This window comes from Mycobacterium sp. 4D054 (assembly GCF_052245755.1).
Lineage (GTDB): Bacteria > Actinomycetota > Actinomycetes > Mycobacteriales > Mycobacteriaceae > Mycobacterium.
In genome coordinates, this window is sequence record NZ_JBQQCF010000012.1 from 26146 (window position 1) to 45323 (window position 19178).

Below are 19178 nucleotides of genomic sequence, written 5' to 3' on the forward strand. Positions count from 1 at the left end.
AACGTAGCCATGACTTCTGAGCTGGTGTTGACCGCCGACCGCGACGGCGTGCGGGTGCTCACCCTGAACCGCCCGGCTGCCCGGAACGCACTGAGCCGCGATCTGATCCGCGCCTCCTACGCGGCCCTGACGTCAGCCGACGCCGACGAGACCGTGCGCGCGGTCGTGCTGACGGGTGCCGACCCGGCGTTCTGCGCCGGGGTGGACCTCAAAGAGGCTGCGCGCGAAGGACTTTCATACTTCTCCGAATTCCGTTCGCAGAGCTGCATCGCAGCGGTGGCGCAGATGCGCACCCCGGTGGTGGGCGCGATCAACGGCGCGACGTTCACCGGTGGGCTGGAGATGGCGCTCGGGTGCGACTTCCTGATCGCCTCTGAGCGTGCGGTGTTCGCCGACACCCACGCGCGGGTCGGGATCCTGCCCGGCGGCGGGATGACGGCGCGGCTGCCGCAGCTTGTCGGGGCGGCGATGGCGCGGCGGCTGTCGATGACCGGGGAGGTGGTCGACGCGGCACGCGCCGAACGCATCGGGCTGGTCACCGAGGTGGTGCCGCACGAGCGTCTGCTTGGCCGGGCGATTGAGCTGGCCGCGCAGATCGCGGAGGTGCCGGGGCCGACGATGCGCAGCCTCAAGGAGATCTACACGACCGGGGCTGCCGCGGTGACCGACCCGGCGCTGGCGGCCGAGGAGGAGATCGCGTTCGCCCAGCACCGCGATTCGCAAGATCTCGAAGGCCTGGGCGACCGGTTCAGCGCGGTCACCCGGCGCAATAAGAACCAGATCGGCTCTGCCTGACCCGATCTGCTCGCGGACCGGCTAAGTGACGATGCCGTGAAGCAGGATGTCGGTGGTTCTGTCCACCCACGACGGGTGGTCCAGGTCGTCCGGCGTCTGCAGCAGCGCCAGCAGCGTCGCGCCGCCGATGAGGTGGACAAGCCGATCCGGGTCGACGCCGGGCCGGACCTCGCCGCGTTCGACGGCGCCGTGCAGCCGGCTGCGCACCGCACCGAACAGGTCGGTGAAGCGCTCCGCGACCCGACCGGTGAGCTCGGCGTCGGCCGACATGTCGGCGATCAGTCCGGGCAGCGCGGCCCGCACCACGGGGCTGGTGAAGACGTCGCGCGCAGCCTGGATCATCGCGCGCAGGTCCGCGGCGATGTCTCCGGGCGGGGTGTCCATCGCCGAGGGGGTCACCGGGAACGCGGCCTCGTGGACGAGCTCGGCCTTACTCGACCACCTCCGGTACAGGGCTGTTTTCGTCGTGCCGGCCCGCTCGGCGACGGCGGCCATCGTGACGTTCGAATAGCCTATTTCGACAAGTAGATCCGCGGTCGCGCGCAGTATGGCAGCGTCGATACGCGGATCTCGCGGGCGACCGGCGCCCGCGGTCTTGTCACCCGGCGACGGGTCTGTTTTCATATCGCTACCCACGGTATCGTATTAGAGCCGTGCAGTGACCGCGCCGTGGCGGGAAGGACCATCTCTGTGACCAGCGAACCAGCCGTCGACAACGTCGACCGACTCCAGCGTTCCAGCCGGGACATGTCGGATGTGCCTGCGGCACTGTCGCAGTGGCTGTCCACGCTGCTGCCCGGCACCACGCCGGAGATCACCGTGGAAAGCGGTGTCGATGCCAACGGGATGTCCTCCGAAACGATCTTGTTGCAGGGGCGGTGGCTGCAGGACGGAAAACCGGTCGAGCAGAACTGGGTCGCCAGGGTCGCACCCGCCGAAGCGGACATCCCCGTGTTCGAACACTACCGTCTCGACCATCAGCACGAGGTGATGAGACTGGTCGCCGAGTTGACCGACGTCGCGGTGCCGCCGGTGCGCTGGCTCGAACCCACCGGCGCCGTGCTGGGCCGGCCGTTCTTTTTGATGGACCGTATCGAAGGCATCGTGCCTCCGGACGTGATGCCCTACACCTTCGGGGACAACTGGCTCTACGACGCCACCCCCGAAAAACAGCGCCTTCTTCAGGACCGCACCGTCGAGGTGCTGGCCAAGCTGCACTCGATCCCCGACGCCCAGCAGAGGTTCGGTTTCCTGCAGGACGTCGACCCGCCCGGCGAGACCGCGCTGCACCGTCACTTCGGCTGGCTGAAACACTGGTATGAGTTCAGCGTCCCCGACATCGGCCGCTCACCGCTGGTCGACCACGCGCTGACGTGGCTGGAGAACCACTTCCCCGACGACGTCGCTGCTACCGAACCTGTTCTGTGCTGGGGTGATTCACGCATCGGCAACGTCATGTACCGCGACTTCTCACCCGTCGCCGTCCTCGACTGGGAGATGGCCACCGTCGGCCCGCGCGAGCTCGACCTGGCCTGGATCAGCTTCGCGCACATGGTATTCCAGGAGCTGACCAAGCTCGCCGGGCTGCCCGGCATGCCCGACTTCCTGCGGGAGGACGACGTGCGGTCCACCTACCGGGAGCTCACCGGTGTGGAGGTCGGGGACCTGCGCTGGTTCCACGTCTACTCCGCGGTGGTGTGGTGCTGTGTGTTCATGCGCACCGGGGCCCGTCGTGTGCACTTCGGCGAAATCGAGAAACCCGCCGACATCGAAACGCTGTTCTACCACGGATCCCTGCTCAAACGACTGATCGGAGAGGCCGGCTGATGCTCGGACCCATGGACGAATACCCGGTGCACCAGGTTCCTGCGCCGATCGCCTGGCCCGGGTCCTCGGACCGCAACTTCTATGACCGGTCGTACTTCAACGCCCACGACCGCACCGGCGACATCTTCCTGATCACCGGCATCGGCTACTACCCGAACCTCGGCGTGAAGGACGCGTTCTTCCTGGTCTCCCGCCGCGACAGCGGCACCTACGGCGGAGGAGGCGACACCCAGACCGCGGTGCATCTGTCCGACGCCATCGACGCCGACCGGCTCAACCAGCGTGTCGGCAACTACCGCGTCGAGGTCATCGAGCCGCTGCGCAGACTGCGGATCATCCTCGACGAAACCGAGGGAATCGCCGCCGATCTCACCTGGGAGGGGCTGTTCGACGTCGTGCAGGAGCAGCCGCACATCATGCGGCGCGGCAACCGGGTGACGTTGGATGCGCAGCGCTTCGCCCAGGTCGGCGCATGGAGCGGTCAGCTCGCGATCGACGGTCAAGACATCACGGTCGACCCGTCCCGATGGATCGGCACCCGCGACCGGTCGTGGGGCATCCGGCCGGTCGGCGAAGCCGAACCGCCGGGCCGGCCCGATGACCCGCCGTTCGAGGGCATGTGGTGGCTGTACGTGCCGATGGCGTTCGACGACTTCGGCATCGTGATCATCATGCAGGAGGACCCGCACGGGTTCCGCTCGCTCAACGACTGCACCCGCATCTGGAAGGACGGCCGGGTCGAGCAGCTGGGCTGGCCGCGGGTCAAGATCCACTACCGCTCCGGCACCCGGATCCCGACCGGCGCCACGATCGAGGCGACCGCCCTGGACGGCAGCCCGGTGCATTTCGACGTCGAATCGAGGCTGGCCGTGCCCATCCATGTCGGCGGCGGCTACGGCGGCGACTCCGACTGGCTGCACGGGATGTGGAAGGGCGAGAGTTTCACCGAGCGTCTGACGTACGACATGAACGACCCGGCGATCATCGGCCGGGCCGGCTTCGGTGTGATCGACCACGTCGGCCGGGCGGTGTGCCGGGACGCCGACGGCACCGAGCGGGAGGGCTGGGGTCTGTTCGAGCACGGCGCGCTGGGCCGTCACGACCCCTCAGGATTCGCCGACTGGCTCACCGTCGCGCCGTAACGCCGGCCTCAGCCGACGTTGCCCTCCAGCAGCTCGTCGCGCGCAAGCGCGTCGGCCACGGGCGGTTCCGGCGTGGTACGCCCGAACACCATGGACTCTTCGATGCGGTCGAGCCTGTGGTCGATTGCGTCGAGGACGTAGTTGTGCCGCACGTTCCACGGCCGGTGCGTCCCGGACTTCGGCAGCACGTGCCCGGAGCGGTGCACGTAGCCCGCGTTGATGTTCCACGCCGGCTTCTCGGTCATCGGGGTCGCGCCCAGGTGCGGGTAGGCGTGCGTGTACCCGTGAGAATCCATGTAGGCCAACAGCTTCGCCACGGCACGGGCGGTCAGGTCGGCGCGTAACGTCCAGGACGCGTTGATGTAGCCCACGCACCAGGCCATATTGGGCACGTCTTCGAGCAGGTGCTCCTTGTAGACGAACCGGTCCGCCGGCTTGACCTCCACGCCGTCGACGCTGACCGTGATCCCGCCGAGGGCCTGCAACTGAATACCGGTGGCTGTGACGATCACGTCGGCGTCGATGCGGCCGCCCGACTGCAGCACGATGCCGGTGGCGTCGATGTGGTCGACCCGGTCGGTCACCACATCGGCGCGGCCGGCGGCGATGGCGTCGTAGAAATCACCGGACAGGATCAGGCACAGCCGCTGATCCCACGGGTCGTAGCTGGGGTTGAAGTGGGTGTCGACCGGATAGCCCTCGGGCAGGTAGTGCTTGGCGACGGCCCGGATCGCGCGGCGACTGAAGCGCGGCGCTTTCCGCGACACCGCGTACACGGCGACGATGAACAGCACGTTGTACAGCCAGGCCAGGCGGTAACCGAGCTTGCGGGGCGGTACCTTGCGCAGCAGGTTCACCACGGGATTGATCCGCTGCCCGGACAACAAATAGGTCGGTGACCGCTGCAGCATGGTCACGTGCCCGGCCTTTTTGGTCAGCGACGGGATCAGGCTGATCGCGGTGGCACCGCTGCCGATCACCGCGACCTTCTTGCCGGTGTAGTCCAGGTCCTCGGGCCAGTGCTGCGGATGTACCACCGTGCCGGAGAAGTTCTCCAACCCGGGGAAGTCGGGGCGGTAGGGATGGTCGTAGTCGTAATAGCCGGTGGCGAAGAACAGGAATCGGGCCCGGTAGGTGCGTGCCGCCCCGTCCTGCTCGGTCTGCACCGTCCAGGTGTCGGTCTCGGGATCCCAGTTCGCCGAGATCACCCGGGTGTCGAACCGGATGTGCCGGTCGATGCCGTGCTTGTGGGCGGTCTCGATGAGGTAGCTGCGGATGTCCTCACCGCCGGCGACGTTCTCCGGGCGGCTCCACGGCTCCCACGGGAACGACAGCGTGAAGATGTCGCTGTCCGAGCGGATCCCGGGGTAACGGTGCAGATCCCACGTCCCGCCGATGCGGGACCGTCGCTCCAGGATGGTGTACGTGCGCTGCGGGTTGCGCTCCTGGATCCGGTAGGCGGCGCCGATCCCCGAGATGCCTGCGCCGATGATCAGAACGTCAGAGAACTCCGTCTCCGGATCGAGCTTCTCCACCCGCAACCTCCTTTGGTCCGCGTCCGTACCACCCTAGGTGTCAGCGAGCGAGCGCGTCGACGATCTGGGCCAACGAATCCACCGCGATCGGCCCGGGCTGGTAGAGGCAGATGCGCTCGGACACCCCGGCGACCCGGTCGGCGATGTGCGCGGCGATCTCGGCCGGCGTGCCACACGCGGCGACGGTGTGCAGTACGTCGTCGTCGATCAGCCGGCCCATGTCGTCCCAGCGGCCCTGCTTGGACAGCGCGTGCAGTTCGGGCTGCAGATCGCCCCAGCCGTGCACGTCGAGCACCGGCCGGTACGCGGGCGTCGACCCGTAGAACGCCAGCAGGCGGCGGGCGGCGGCGTGGTCGGGATCCTGGTCGGCGACGGACACGATGATCTCGGGAACGATCTGCAGGTCGGCGCGGGCGCGGCCCGCCGCGGCCAGTCCGGCGTCGACGTGCGGCATCGTCACCTCGTGCAGGAAGCGCTTCGAGCCGAACGGCATCACGAGCAGTCCGTCGGCGACCTCGGCCGTCATCCTCGTCATCTTCGGGCCCAGCGCGCCGACGAAGATCGGGATCGGCGCGAAGCTCGCCCGCGGGGTGAACGTCGGCGTCATCAGCGTGTGCCGGTAGAACTCGCCCTGGAAGTTCAGCCGCTCCCCCGTGCTCCACGCCGCGAAGATCGCCCGCAGCGCATCGACCAGTTCGCGCATCCGGGCCACCGGACGGTCGAACTGGGCGCCGAACCGCTTCTCGATCTGAGTCCGGATCTGGGTCCCCAGGCCCAGGGTGAACCGCCCGCCGGACAGCAGCTGGTGGTCGACGGCCTGATGCGCGAGGTGAATCGGGTTGCGGGGGAAGGCGATCGCGACGTTGGTCATCACATCGAGTCCGCCGACGGTGGCGGCCAGGGTCAGCGGGGTGAACACGTCGTGCGGTCCCTCGAAGGTGAAGACCCCGCTTGCCCCGGCGTCGCGCAGCGCGCGGGTCCGGTCCAGTGCGTCCAAGGGGCCGAACAACGCGGTCATCACCTGCACAACGGGCGAGCCTAGTGCGGTTCCGACGTGAAAATTGTCGTCACACGCGCGTTTTTACGCCGAAATCCCCAGATGCGGAGAGGATGGGGGCATGGCTGATGTGGTCGTGGTGGGGGCGGGGTTCGCCGGGCTGGCCGCCGCCCGGGAACTGGCGCATCTCGGCCACGAGGTCGTCATCGTCGAAGGACGCGACCGGGTGGGCGGACGGGCGTACACCGGCAGCATCGCCGGCGTGCCGGTGGACCTCGGCGCCACGTTCGTGGGGCCCACCCAGGACGCGGTGCTGGCGCTGGCGACCGAGCTGGGATGCGACCGGGTGCCCACGTACGGGCGGGGCAAGAACCTGATCCGCTGGCGCGGCTCGGTGCGCTCCTACCGCAGCACGATCCCGCGGTTGTCGATCATCGAGCTGCTGGACGTGTCCCGTATCCAGTGGCGTTTCGAACGGGTCTGCCGGAAGGTCTCCGTCGAGGCACCCTGGACCTCCACGGTCGCCGATGCACTCGACGCCGTGTCGCTGGACGAGTGGCTGCGTTCGCAGCGCGCCGGCGCCTCGACCCGCGATCTGATGGCGATCATGGCGCGGGTGACGTGGGGCGCCGAACCCGATGCGGTGTCCATGCTGCACGCGGTCCGCTACGTCAAGGCCGCGGGCGGACTGAACAGAATGCTCGACGTCGAAGGCGGCGCCCAGCAGGAGCGGTTCCCGGCCGGCGCCCAGCAGATCGCCGAGCAGATGGCCGACGAGCTCGGCGAGCGTGTGGCGCTCGGCTCCCCGGCCCGCCGCATCGTCCGGCATGCCGACCTCACACTGACCGTCAGCACCGAACGTGCCGATCACACGTGCGCCGCGGTCGTCGTCGCGATCCCTCCCGAGCACCGCGGCGGGATCGAATTCGTCCCGCCGTTACCCCCGGGCTACGACGACCTGGCCCGGCACTGGCCGCAGGGCCACCTCAGCAAGGCCTACGCGGCCTTCCCGACCCCGTTCTGGCGCAGGGACGGTTTCTCCGGTGAGGCCCTGTCCGACGAGGGGCCGGTGTTCATCACGTTCGACTGCAGCCCTGGTGACGACGGCCCCGGCATCCTGCTCGGGTTCACCGACGCGCGCACGTTCGATCCGCTGCCGCCCGAGCAGCGGCGCGACGTCGCGCTGGCCGGCTTCACCGCACTGTTCGGCGACTCCGCCGCACATCCCATCGACTATCTCGACCATCGTTGGGGCGCAGAGCCTTTCGCACCAGGCGGACCGACCGCAGCGGTGCCGCCGGGGGTGTGGACGACCCACGGCCGGTGGTTGCGCGCCCCGGTCGACGGGATCTTCTGGGCGGGCACCGAGACCGCCGACCGGTGGACGGGTTTCCTCGACGGCGCGGTGCGGTCGGGGCTGCGTGCCGCCGGCGAGGCGCATCAGCTGCTGGCGCGCCGCTCCTGAACAGCTCCGGTCACCAATCCGATCAGCCAGCGCAGATGGTCGTTGACCTCGTCGGGCCGTTCCAGGATCGCGCAGTGCCCGCCGGGCAGCTCGACGAACCTCGCCAGGTTGGGCGCGGTGGCCGCGATCCGGCGGGCCGACACCATCGGCAGCAGCCGATCCTTGGTGCTGCCGATCACCAGGGTCGGCACCGTGAGGTTATTGAGCGCAATGTGTCGCGGCCCCAGGTGGTCGACGAGCACCCGCGCCCAGCCGCCACGCCCGGCCGGCGAGGTCGCGTTGAACAGCTCGTAGATGAAGTCGGCGACGGCGGGGTCGGCGTCGCGGCCCACCGCCAGCGACGCAACGAACCGCCGGTTGGGACGGTGGACGGCCCGGCTCAGCGGAACTCCGCCGAACCTGCGCAGCACCTCCCCCGCAGCGCGCACCCTGACATCGGCGAGCGCGGGCGGCACCGGCAGCAGGTTGACGTTGCGCAGCAGGTCCCCGGTCGTGGTGTTGATCAGCGCGACGGCGGCGGCGCGTTCCTCGACGCGGTGCGGCAGCCGCTCGGACCATGACGAGATCGCGATACCGCCCATCGAATGCCCGGCGATCACCGCGCGCTCGCCCGGCGCCAGCGTGGCCTCCAGCACGGCATCGAGATCGCCGGCCAGGTAATCCAGGCTGTAGCCGCCGCGCCGCGGCGGGATCGCGCTGCGGCCGTGACCGCGGTGGTCGAACGCGATCACCCGGTGATCACGGGCCAGGTCGGCGATCTGACAGGCCCACACGCGCAGCGCGCACGTGATGCCGTGCGCGAGCACGATGGGGTAGCCGTCTTCGGGCCCGAAGACCTCGGCGTGCAGCCGCACACCGTCCCGGGACCGCACGTCGACGATGCGTCCCGGCGGCAGGGCCTGGGCCGGGGCGAACCCCCGCCCCCGCGATCGGGTGCTGCTCCGTCGTGCCATGCGCTGCTCCTGTGGGTTTCGGCGACTTTGCCGGGTACGTGACTGTACCCCGCGCCAGACCGCCGGTGAGGCGCCGAACCGCGGGTGGGTTAAATGGTCTGCGACGACCATCAGGAAGGCCGGTAATGCGTGCGATACAGATAGCCGAACTCTCGGGCCCGCAAGCCGCCCGGCTCGTCGAGATCGACGAGCCCGCGGCCGACGACGCCACCGTGCTGGTGGATGTGCACGCCGCCGGCGTGGCTTTCCCCGACGCGCTGCAGTCCCGCGGGCTCTACCAGTACAAGCCGGCGATGCCCTACATCCCGGGCGCCGAGGTCGCCGGTGTGGTGCGCAGCGCGCCCGCCGACGCGCACGTGCGGCCCGGGGACCGCGTGGCCGGCCTGACGATGCTCTGCGGGGCGATGGCCGAAGTCGTTGCGCTGCAGCCGGAGCGGGTGTTCAAGCTGCCCGAATCACTGTCTTTCACGGACGGCGCGGGCATCTTGTTCAACGATCTGACGGTGCATTTCGCGTTGCGCACCCGCGGCCGTCTGCAGCCCGGCGACACCGTGCTGGTGCACGGCGCCGCCGGGGGCATCGGCACCTCGACGCTGCGTCTTGCGCCCGCGTTCGGCGCTTCGCGCACCATCGCGGTGGTCAGCACCGAGGACAAGGCGGAGGTGGCCCGCGCCGCCGGCGCGTCCGACGTCGTGCTCGCCGACGGGTTCAAGGACGCGGTCAAGGAGTTGACGGGTGGGCGCGGGGTGGACATGGTGGTCGACCCGGTCGGCGGCGACCGGTTCACCGACTCCCTGCGCTCGCTGGCCCCGGGCGGTCGACTGCTGGTGGTGGGGTTCACCGGCGGGGAGATTCCGACGGTGAAGGTGAACCGGCTGCTGCTCAACAACGTCGACGCGGTCGGGGTGGGCTGGGGCGCATGGACCATGACGCATCCCGGTTACCTGCAGGAGCAGTGGGCCGACCTGGAGCCGTTGCTGGCCTCGGGGGCGGTGCCGGCTCCCGACCCGGTGGTCTACCCGCTCGACCGCGCCGCCGAGGCGATCGCGTCGCTGGAGGAGCGCACCGCCAAGGGCAAGGTTGTGGTCGCGGTTCGATAGCGGAATGCCGCCGATATGGTGCGCGAGACTTTGCCCGCTGGGATGATGGGCCACGTGTCCGGCGCTGGGGAGCGATCAGTCGATGATCCGCGCGTTGCTGGTTTCCTGGCCGCGGCGTCGACTCAGCCGACCGGGCTCGTCATCGAGGGCGAGGCCGGGATCGGCAAGACCACCCTGTGGCTGCGCCAGCTTCGGCAGGCCGGCGAACATGGCTTCCGCGTGCTGACCGCCAGGGTCGGACAGGCGGAATCGGTGATGGCGTTCGCCGCGCTGGCCGACCTGCTCGGGGACGTCGAGGAGAACTACTTCACCCCGCTGCCCGCGCTGCAGCGGCTGGCGCTGGACCGGGTGCTACTGCGTGCCGGCGCCGACGGCCCGCCGACCGATCAGCGCACGGTGGCCGCCGGATTCGTGTCGGTGTTGCACGCGCTGGCCGAGGACTCGCCGGTGTTGCTCGCGATCGACGACGCGCAATGGCTGGACACCTCGAGTCGCGCGGCCGTGGAGTTCGCGGTCCGCCGCCTGCGCGGACCGTTCGGGGTGCTGGTGACCGAGCGGTGCGCACCCGGCGAGGGCGCGACCGCGGGCTGGTTGCGGCTGGACCGGCCCGACGGGTTGGACCGGATATTCGTGCGCCCGATGACCACCGGTGCGCTGCACGCGCTGATCTCCGAACGGCTGGGCCGCCCGCTGTCCCGGCCGTCGATGCTCCGCATCGCCGAGATCTCCGGCGGCAATCCGTTTTTCGCGCTCGAGCTGGCACATGCGATGGGTGACGGGCCGGCCACGGGCGAGCCGCCGCTTCCGGCGACGCTGGCGGAGGTGGTGCGGCGCCGCATCGGTCTGCTCGACGAACCGACCCGGTCGATGCTGCTCAGCGTCGCCTGTGTGGCCGACGCGACCGTGGAACTGCTGGGGCGGGCCCACGGCATCTCGGCAGCAGAGGTGACCGAACGGCTCGGACCGGCGGAGGCCTCGGGCATCGTCACCCTCGAGGGCAACCGGGTCCGGTTCACCCATCCGCTGCTGGCCAACGGGGTGTACACCGACGCCGGGCCGACGGCACGGCGCGCGATGCACCGCACGATGGGCGCGCTGGAATCCCAGCCCGAGTTGAAAGCCCGGCACCTGGCGCTCGCCTCGGCCAGCGGAGACGACGAGATCTTCGCCGCGCTCGACCAGGCCGCAGACTCCGCTCGGGCGCGCGGCGCACCGGCGGCGGCGGCCGAATTGGTCGATCTGGCTATCGGGCTCGGCGGCGACAACCCACTGCGCCGCATCAAGTCCGCCGAGAATCACTTTTTGGCCGGGGATACGGCCAAGGCCGCCGCCGCATTGGGAAGCGTCGACGCGATCGAGCCGCCGATCCTGCGGGCGTTGGCATCGAGCCTGCTGGCGACGGTGCGCATGTACGAGAACCAACATGCGGAAGCGGTCGCGCTGCTGCGCGGCGCGCTCGACGACGGGGCGGGCAACGTCGCGATCCTGGTGCAGGTGCTGTTGCGACTGTCGTTCGCGCTCAACAGCATCGGTGAGCTCGACGACGCCCGCCGGTATGTTCGCGACGCGGTCAAACTCGCCGAGGAACTCGGTATACCGGGCATCACCAGTGCCGCCCTGGCGTGGTCGGTGCATGTGAACTTCCAGTGCGGCCACGGGCTCGACGAGGACGCGTTGCAGCGTGCGATGGACCTCTACGACAGCAGCCTGGACGTGCCGATCATCTTCCGGGCACCGTTCGTGCATGCGCTGGGGATGTCGTGGACCGGGCGCCTCGACCAGGCCCACGACGAACTGACGGCGGTGCGCACGGTGTGCGTCGAGCGCGGGGCCGAGAGCGACATGATGGCCATCGCAGGGTTCTTGGCGATCAACCATCTGTGGCGAGGCCGGCTCGCCGACGCCCAGACCGAGGCCGCCGAGGCGGTGGAGCGCGCCCAGCAGCTCGGCGGGGACGACGTGCTGATCATCCCGATGACCGTGCGGGGTGCGTTGGCGGCCTACGCCGGGCAGGTGGACGACGCCCGCGCCGACGCCCGGTGGGTGCTCGAGGCCATCGAGAATCGGCAGGCCTCCCACATCGCCGACTGGCCGGGGATGACGTTGTGCTTCCTGGAGGAGTCTCTCGGCAATCACCGGGAAGCCTTGCAGGTGCTGGACGTGAAGTTCCTCGACGCCGGCCGGACGCCGGCCACCGAGTTGATGTATGCGTGGCACCTGCCCGACGTCATCGAAGCGATGGTGGGGACGGGACGCCTCGACGACGCCGAGTTCCTCACCGCCGCACTGGAACAGAACGGCATCGAGCACGACCGGCACTGGATGAAGGCGGTCGGCGCAAGGTGCCGCGCGATGCTGCTCGCAGCCCTCGGCGACGTGGTGGGCGCCGAGCAGGTCGCACACCGGGCGATGGTCGAGCACGACCTTCTCCCGATGCCGTTCGAGCGGGCCCGGACCCAGCTTCTGCTCGGCCAGCTGCAGCGCCGGCTACGCCAGAAGCAGTCGGCGGCAACGAATCTGAACGCGGCGATGCAGACATTCGAGGAGCTGGGCACGCCGTTGTGGGCACGGCGGACACAGGCCGAGCTCGCTCGCGCGGTCGTCGCCCCGTCCGAGGATCTGAGTCAGTTGACGCCGTCCGAGCAGCGGGTCGCCGAGATGGCCGCGACCGGTGCGACCAACAAGGACATCGCGGCGGCGATGTTCATCAGCGCGAAGACCGTGGAGCACAACCTCACGAAGATCTACCGCAAACTGGGCATCAGCTCGCGCGCCGAACTGGGCAGGCGGATCGATCAGACCGGAACCGGCCCTACCGGCGGGCCTAGGTGACCCATTCCGGCTGCTGGTCGACATTCACCGCGGAGAAATCCTTGTGCGCGAGACCGGCGATGGTGCCGCCGTCGACGACGAATTCGGCTCCGGTCGAATAGCTGGACTCATCGCCGGCCAGATACACCACGAGATTGCTGACCTCGTGCGGCTGGGCGATCCGGCCCAGCGCGGACTGGAAGATGTCCTCGGGCACCCAGTCGGCCATCGGGGTTTTGACCAACCCGGGATGCACCGAGTTCACCCGAATTCCATACGGCCCCAACTCGAGTGCGACAGACTTGGTCAGGCCGCGGACAGCGAATTTGGTGGCGGTGTACCCGTGGCAGCCGATGGTGCCGGCCATTCCCTCGATCGAGGAGATGTTGATGATCGAGCCGCGCCCGGCGCTCTTCATGATCGGTGTGACCGCCCGGATACCGAGGAAGACGCCGGTGAGGTTGATGTCGAGGATGCGGTGCCATTCGGCGAGTTCGTAATCCTCGACGGTGCCGATGTTCAAGATGCCGGCGTTGTTGACCAGGATGTCCAGGCTCCCGAACTCGGCGACCGCGACGGCGACGGCCGCATCCCAGTCCTGCGGGCGGGTGACGTCGAGGTGCACGTAGCGGGCGACGTCGCCCAGCTCCTCGGCCACCTGCCCACCCTCGGCATCGAGGATGTCACCACAGACGACCTTCGCACCGTGTGCGGCCATCACCCGGGCGTGCGAGGCGCCCATGCCTCTGGCCCCGCCGCTGATGAGCGCGACCTTGCCGGCAAGCCGTCCTGTCATGACTTCTCCTGTGCTCGAACTCATTTCAGTTCATAGTCGGCCACGTCGGGCCGACTCGTCCATTTCCAGTAGTCGGCGATGCGCCACGCGAACAGCGTCGGCAGCTCCCCGGCGCTGTTCTTGTAGTAGCTGCTGACCGAGGGATGGGCGTAGACCATCGATTTCAACCGGTTCTGGCTGCGGCGGTCGTAATCGGTGCACACCTGCGCTTTGGGGGCGGCGCAGGCCGCGCCGGCGGCCAAGGTCATGTCGATGCAGCCGAGGATGTAGCGCATCTGACACTCGGAGTTGTAGATGATGCTGGCGCCGTTGACGGCGTTGGTGCCGGGGCCGAACATGCAGTAGAAGTTCGGGAAGCCCGCCACCGTGACGCCGAGGTAGGCGAAGGCGGCGTCACCCCACACCTCGTTGAGCCCGACCCCGCCGGTGCCGCGGATGTCGATCGGACCGAGTTGATGGTTGACGTCGAATCCGGTGGCCCACACCAGCACATCGGCGCGACGGTGCATTCCGGTGACGTCGGTGACCCCGTCTGCGGTGATCTCGGCGATCCCGGCGGTGACCAGTTCGACGTCGTTGCGCTGCAGGGTGGTCAGCCAGGTGCCGTCATCCTGCAGGGTGCGCTTGCCCATCGGCGGATACATCGGGGTCACCTGGGCGAGAAGTTCCTCGTCGTCGGTGAAGGCCCGCATCCATGCGATGAACATGTCCCGGATCCCCTGATTGCCTGCGCTGACCGATAATCCACCGGTGTCCCAGTCCGGGTCGATCGTGATCTGCTCGTCGAGCGCGTCGGCGATCGGCCACCATGACACGAAGCGCAACCACCGGCCGTAGTACGGCAGGTGCCGGATCGCCCATCGGGCGGCGGCGCTGACGGCCTCGTGGTAGTGCACATTGGGCGCCATCCACTGCGGTGTGCGCTGGTAGACGTCGACGTGCGCGGCGGTGCCGGCGATCGCCGGAACGAGCTGGAATCCGCTGGCGCCGGCGCCGATCACCGCGACGCGTTTGCCGGCCACCTCGATGGTGTCGTCCCAGTCCGCGGTGTGGCAGGACGGCCCGGTGAAGTCGTCGGCGCCCTTGATGTCCGGGATGACCGCGGTACTGAACTGGCCGACGGCGCAGATCAGCCCACAGGCGGTCAGTTCCTCGACGGCGCCGTCGACGTCGTCTCGGCCGCGTACCTGGACCTGCCAGCGGGCGGCCTGTTCGTCCCACACCGCGCCGGTGACCTCGGTGTCGAAGCGGATGTGTTCGGCGATGCCGTAGCGGTCGGTGACGTCGCGCAGGTACTGCAGGATCTCGGGTTGCGTGGCGTAGTGGTGCTCCCAGTGGTCGGTCGGCTCGAACGAGTACGTGTAGTACTGGCTGGCGATGTCGACCCGGCAGCCCGGATAACGATTCGCCAGCCAGGTTCCACCGACGCCGGATTGCCGCTCGACGATGGTGAACGGCACGCCGGCCTGTTTGAGCTTGATGCCGGCCAGCAGTCCCGCCTCTCCCGCACCGATCACGACGACCGGGAACCCCGCACGCTGCTCGGGGGTCGACACCGGCACGGGGCCGTTCTGGTCGGTATCGGTGACGCGCAGGTCGGCGGCGATGTAGTCGACGAGTTCGTCGGTGACCTGGCCGGCGGAGATGACGTCGAGCATCACCCGTAGCTGATGCCTGTCGGGCACGAACGGTGCCGGGCACCCCCGGTCGCGGTAGTCGCGGGCGACCTGAAATGCCTTGTCGCGCACCGTCTGTTTGTCCGGTTCGGTCATCCCGCCCTGTAGGTCCATCGCGATGAGCATGAACGGGCGCGGCAGTTCGTCGAGGATCCGCAGATCGCCGGTCATGTGCACCATCGACATCAGCAGTGCCGGCACGCTGGCGTCGTCGATCGCGGCGCGCAGCACCCCGTCGTCGTCATCGAAAGGAAGTCCGGTCAAGCGGGTCAGCTCGGGGCTGCGCACGTCCTCGGCAGTGAGATGCGGCACGGACCGACCATACGCGCGGCGGTCAGTGGATGGTCACGGTTTGGCGACTTCGACACGGGCCAGGAATTCGAGCACCGCGTCAGCGAACAGATCGTTGCGGTCCCCGGCCACCATGTGTCCGGCGCCGTCGACGTCGACGAAGGCGATCTGCGGGAAGCGCTCAAGAAATGCCTCGGCGCGCTCACGGCTGACCAGGTCGCTGACCTGACCGCGCACCAGCAGCATCGGCACCCCGTCGGACAGGATCGCGTCGACGGCCGTGTGCAGGCGGTCGGTGTCGGTGACCTCGAGCGGCGGTTTGGCCGCCGATCCGTCGATGAACTGCGGGTCCCAATGCCAATACCAGCGGTCTCCCCTGCGGCGCAGATTGTTTCGCAAGCCGTCGAGGTCCGACGGACGGGGCCGGTGCGGGTTGAACTCGGCGATCATGTCGGCGACCTCGTCGAGCGAGCCGAAGCCGTCGACCATCTTCTCGGCCATGAACGCGTGGATTCTCTGCGCGCCCGAGGGGTCCATGTCGGGCACGATGTCGACGAGGACGACCGCCGCGGCGATGCCACGCTCGAGCTCACCGGCGAGCAGCATCGAGGTCAGACCCCCGAGTGAGGCGCCCACCAGCACCGGGTGCGGCGGCAACCGGTGCAGGATCGCGGCCACGTCGGCGGCGAAGCTGGCCACCCGGTAGTCACCGTCGGGCGACCAGTCGGACTCGCCGTGGCCGCGCAGGTCGACGGTGACGGCCTGCCAGCCGCGGCGGGCCACCGCGGCAGCGGCCTTGCCCCACGACCGCCGGGTCTGACCGCCACCGTGCAGGAACACCACGGCACGCGCGCCGGGTTCCCCCAGCCGGTCGGCGACGATCCGGACGCCGCCGTGCCCGTCGGTGAGGAAGTGCTCCGGCGCAGAGGTCATCCCCGGATGGTAGGCGGCCGGCGAGCAGCAGCGACAGACGTCACCACACCACGGCGAGCGCCGCCGCAGCGAACGACAGGACCCCGACCCCGTAGAACAGCGGGCGTGGCACCGCCTCGCCGGTGCGCTTCTGCCGGGCGCTGCCCATGCCGAGCAGTGCGCCGAGGACGACCAGGATCACCAGCTTGATCCCGATCTTCGGATAGTTCAGGTCGATCCCGGCGGGCCAGGGCGCTGCCAGTGCGAGACCGGTCACCAACGAGACCAGCACGCCGTAGTCCATCACCCGGGCGATGCGGAAGCGGCCGGCGGCGGCCTCGGTCACCCAGGCACCGAACGTGATGGCGAAGCCGACGATGTGCAGCAAAACAACTACAGAACGTAGTACTTCCATGCCGTGAGGCTACCCCAGCGGGGGTGACCTCCGCGGCAACTCACACCGGCGGCGTGCCCGGCGGCACCCGGTAGCAGTTCGTCCCGCCGATGCCGAGCACGTAGACCGTGTCGCACCGGATGAAACTACCGTCGGGATCCGGTGGATAGTCGCAGCGGCCGCCGCCGTTGCCGCCGTACATGCCGCTGGGCCCGGTGCACGGTTGCCCGGACACCGGCGCAGCGGCGACGAGCCCGGACGTGACCAACACCGCTGCCGCGCCGGCGGCCTTCACCACTCTCCTCGTCCTCATGACATCACTCCTTCCCCACCGCCCCGGTGGGGCGGCAGACCCGGAAGCCATGCGATGCCCGAGGAGACACGCACCGACCTCCGGTACATGCATCCGTCTCGATTGTCCTCCCGCCGCCCGGCCGCGCACAGGCGTTTTACGCGGTCAAGGCAGGCATTCGGTCGACTTGGACAGCTCCGCCTTCATGTTGCGGCCCATCATCTCCAGGGCCGCCTCGCCGAGCTTCCCGTCGATGTGCGCCACCGCATCGGGTGGCACCACGACGTCGTAGTGACGGACGTATCCGTCCAGGGCGGTGTAAAGGATGCACTGCTCGGTGACCTGTCCGGTGAGGATGATCCGGCGGGCACCGAGGCGGCTGAGCAGATAGTCCAGCGGGGTGGCATAGAACGCGCTGTGACGCACTTTGGTCAAAAAGCGTGTGTCGGGCGTGGGCACCAGCGGCCGGACCAGCTCCGGGCGAGCGCCTTCGAGCGCCCCCTTGATGATGTCGATGTGGTTGGCCGTGAAGTCGCCGTAGTTGTCGTTGACGTAGATGAGGTCGACGCCGTCGTGTTCGGCGGCCCGGGCGACGAGTTCGGCGATCGGTTCGACCACGTCGGCGGCGCTGTCGGCCAACTGCTCGGCGTCGGGATGGTCGTAGGTGTTGAACATGTCGATCACCAGCAGCGCGGTATCACTCATGCCGTACTGATAACCGCACCGGCGCGGGTTGAATCCGGTCGACCAGCGCCGACATGGACATGTCCGGCGGCGCCGCTGTCCATCACGGCGATACGCGACCGCGCCCGCCGGTTCCTACGCTGACCCCATGACAGCGTCTCTGATCGGCGGCCCCGCACTCGCGCAGGTCCGCCGGGTGCACACCGAGATCCCCGGCCCCCGCTCCGTCGAACTCGCGCAGCGCCGCAGCGCCGCCCTTCCGGCCGGACTGACCAGCGGCGCCGGTGTCTACGTGGCTGCGGCCGGCGGCGGGGTGATCGTCGACGTGGACGGCAATTCGTTCATCGACCTCGGCAGCGGGATCGCGGTCACCACCGTCGGCAACTCGGCGCCGGCCGTCGTCGAGCGCGCCACGGCACAGCTGGCCGAGTACACCCACACCTGCTTTCTGGCCACCCCGTACGAGCCGTACATCGAGGTCGCCGAACGACTGAACCGGCTCACGCCGGGCCACCACCCCAAACGCACCGCGCTGTTCAACACCGGCAGCGAGGCCGTCGAGAACGCGGTCAAATACGCGCGCGCGGCGACCGGCCGGCAGGCGGTGGTGGTGTTCGACCACGCCTTCCACGGCCGCTCGCTGCTCACCATGACGATGACGGCGAAGAACCAGCCGTACAAGCACGGCTTCGGACCGTTCGCACCCGAGGTCTACCGGGCGCCGATGGCCTACCCGTTCCGCTGGCCGTCGGGTCCACAGAACTGCGCCGAGGAGGCCTTCGCACAGTTCGCCCAACTCGTCGACGCGCAGATCGGCGCGGACGCGGTGGCCTGCGTGGTGGTCGAACCGATTCAGGGCGAGGGAGGTTTCATCGTGCCCGCCGAGGGCTTCCTGCAGTCGGTGGCCGAGTTCTGCCGCGAGCGCGGCATCCTGTTGGTCGCCGACGAGGTACAGACCGGGATCGCGCGCACCGGCGCCTGGTTCGCCAGCGAACACGACGGACTGGTGCCGGATCTGATCACCACCGCCAAAGGGTTGGCCGGCGGGCTGCCGCTGGCCGCGGTCACCGGACGTGCCGACGTCATGGACGTCGCCCACGCCGGCGGGATCGGCGGGACCTACAGCGGCAATCCCGTCGCATGCGCGGCCGCACTGGGTGTGTTCGAGGAGATCGAGACCCGCGGACTGGTCGAGCGCGCCCGCGCCGTCGGCGACGCGATGACCGCGGCGCTGCGAAACATCGCCGCCACCACCGACGTCATCAGCGAGATCCGCGGTCGCGGCGCCATGATCGCCGCCGAGCTCGTGGTGCCCGGCAGCGGCGAGCCCAACCGCGACGCGGTGGCCGCGATCACCACGCACTGTCAGCGCAACGGCGTACTGACGTTGACCGCAGGCACTTTCGGCAACGTGCTGCGGTTCCTGCCGCCTCTGTCCATTCCCGACGAGCTGCTCACCGAGGCGTTCGACGTCCTCGCTGACGGATTCGCCGCCCTGTAGTCCCGAC

The 19178-nt window shown here is 69.1% G+C and carries 17 protein-coding genes; 7 read left to right on the forward strand and 10 right to left on the reverse strand.

The features are described from left to right. Positions 1 to 9 precede the first annotated feature (9 nt). The gene (locus tag ACTWP6_RS11240; protein WP_443187692.1) at positions 10 to 795 is read left to right on the forward strand and encodes an enoyl-CoA hydratase; all 786 of its coding nucleotides are present in this window, start codon (positions 10 to 12) and stop codon (positions 793 to 795) included. Between the two features lie 21 nt (positions 796 to 816). Here the strand turns inward: ACTWP6_RS11240 and ACTWP6_RS11245 are convergent, their stop codons facing one another. Further along, the gene (locus ACTWP6_RS11245) at positions 817 to 1419 is read right to left on the reverse strand and encodes a TetR/AcrR family transcriptional regulator C-terminal ligand-binding domain-containing protein (protein WP_443187693.1); all 603 of its coding nucleotides are present in this window, start codon (positions 1417 to 1419) and stop codon (positions 817 to 819) included. Positions 1420 to 1485: 66 nt separating this feature from the next. On the opposite strand from ACTWP6_RS11245, the gene ACTWP6_RS11250 reads away from it, so the two are divergent. Both ACTWP6_RS11250 and ACTWP6_RS11255 read left to right on the forward strand, forming a co-directional pair. Beyond that, positions 1486 to 2622: a phosphotransferase family protein gene (locus ACTWP6_RS11250; RefSeq protein WP_443187694.1), complete on the forward strand. Its 1137-nt coding sequence runs from the start codon at positions 1486 to 1488 to the stop codon at positions 2620 to 2622. Continuing rightward, positions 2622 to 3764, forward strand: a complete 1143-nt coding sequence (locus tag ACTWP6_RS11255; RefSeq protein WP_443187695.1) for a hypothetical protein — start codon at positions 2622 to 2624, stop codon at positions 3762 to 3764. The genes ACTWP6_RS11250 and ACTWP6_RS11255 overlap by 1 nt, the downstream gene beginning before the upstream one ends. Before the next feature lie 8 nt (positions 3765 to 3772). Here the strand turns inward: ACTWP6_RS11255 and ACTWP6_RS11260 are convergent, their stop codons facing one another. Continuing rightward, positions 3773 to 5299, reverse strand: coding sequence for a flavin-containing monooxygenase (locus ACTWP6_RS11260; RefSeq protein ID WP_443187696.1), 1527 nt, complete (start codon positions 5297 to 5299; stop codon positions 3773 to 3775). Positions 5300 to 5339: 40 nt separating this feature from the next. Further along, positions 5340 to 6317, reverse strand: coding sequence for a TIGR03617 family F420-dependent LLM class oxidoreductase (locus ACTWP6_RS11265; RefSeq protein ID WP_443187755.1), 978 nt, complete (start codon positions 6315 to 6317; stop codon positions 5340 to 5342). Positions 6318 to 6417: 100 nt separating this feature from the next. On the opposite strand from ACTWP6_RS11265, the gene ACTWP6_RS11270 reads away from it, so the two are divergent. Beyond that, positions 6418 to 7761, forward strand: coding sequence for a flavin monoamine oxidase family protein (locus tag ACTWP6_RS11270; protein ID WP_443187697.1), 1344 nt, complete (start codon positions 6418 to 6420; stop codon positions 7759 to 7761). Here the strand turns inward: ACTWP6_RS11270 and ACTWP6_RS11275 are convergent. Continuing rightward, positions 7737 to 8714, reverse strand: a complete 978-nt coding sequence (locus tag ACTWP6_RS11275) for an alpha/beta fold hydrolase (RefSeq protein WP_443187698.1) — start codon at positions 8712 to 8714, stop codon at positions 7737 to 7739. The genes ACTWP6_RS11270 and ACTWP6_RS11275 overlap by 25 nt on opposite strands. Before the next feature lie 125 nt (positions 8715 to 8839). Between ACTWP6_RS11275 and ACTWP6_RS11280 the strand changes: the two genes are divergently transcribed. Continuing rightward, on the forward strand, positions 8840 to 9814 hold the full coding sequence (locus ACTWP6_RS11280) for an NADPH:quinone oxidoreductase family protein (protein ID WP_443187699.1): 975 nt from the start codon (positions 8840 to 8842) through the stop codon (positions 9812 to 9814). A 45-nt stretch (positions 9815 to 9859) separates the two neighbouring features. Beyond that, entirely contained in the window at positions 9860 to 12646 is a 2787-nt protein-coding gene (locus ACTWP6_RS11285) for a helix-turn-helix transcriptional regulator (protein WP_443187756.1), read from the forward strand. Here ACTWP6_RS11285 and ACTWP6_RS11290 read toward each other — a convergent pair. The 6 genes from ACTWP6_RS11290 to ACTWP6_RS11315 all read right to left on the reverse strand — a co-directional run bounded on the left by ACTWP6_RS11290 (position 12639) and on the right by ACTWP6_RS11315 (position 17691). Next, entirely contained in the window at positions 12639 to 13421 is a 783-nt protein-coding gene (locus ACTWP6_RS11290; RefSeq protein WP_443187700.1) for a glucose 1-dehydrogenase, read from the reverse strand. The two genes, ACTWP6_RS11285 and ACTWP6_RS11290, sit on opposite strands and share 8 nt — an antisense overlap. A gap of 20 nt (positions 13422 to 13441) precedes the next feature. Beyond that, positions 13442 to 15409 (reverse strand): flavin-containing monooxygenase, encoded by a 1968-nt coding sequence (locus ACTWP6_RS11295; protein WP_443187701.1) that lies wholly within the window; start codon positions 15407 to 15409, stop codon positions 13442 to 13444. Positions 15410 to 15442: 33 nt separating this feature from the next. Continuing rightward, a complete protein-coding gene (locus tag ACTWP6_RS11300) occupies positions 15443 to 16321 on the reverse strand; it encodes an alpha/beta fold hydrolase (RefSeq protein ID WP_260751118.1) in 879 nt (292 codons plus the stop codon). Positions 16322 to 16361: 40 nt separating this feature from the next. Further along, positions 16362 to 16715: a Fe-S protein gene (locus tag ACTWP6_RS11305; RefSeq protein WP_443187702.1), complete on the reverse strand. Its 354-nt coding sequence runs from the start codon at positions 16713 to 16715 to the stop codon at positions 16362 to 16364. A gap of 40 nt (positions 16716 to 16755) precedes the next feature. Beyond that, complete coding sequence (locus ACTWP6_RS11310; RefSeq protein WP_443187703.1) at positions 16756 to 17007, reverse strand: CDGP domain-containing protein; 252 nt, start codon at positions 17005 to 17007, stop codon at positions 16756 to 16758. Between the two features lie 144 nt (positions 17008 to 17151). Further along, positions 17152 to 17691, reverse strand: coding sequence for a cysteine hydrolase family protein (locus tag ACTWP6_RS11315; RefSeq protein WP_443187704.1), 540 nt, complete (start codon positions 17689 to 17691; stop codon positions 17152 to 17154). 127 nt (positions 17692 to 17818) lie between these two features. On the opposite strand from ACTWP6_RS11315, the gene gabT reads away from it, so the two are divergent. Further along, positions 17819 to 19171 (forward strand): 4-aminobutyrate--2-oxoglutarate transaminase, encoded by a 1353-nt coding sequence (gene gabT, locus ACTWP6_RS11320; protein ID WP_443187705.1) that lies wholly within the window; start codon positions 17819 to 17821, stop codon positions 19169 to 19171. Positions 19172 to 19178 lie beyond the last annotated feature (7 nt).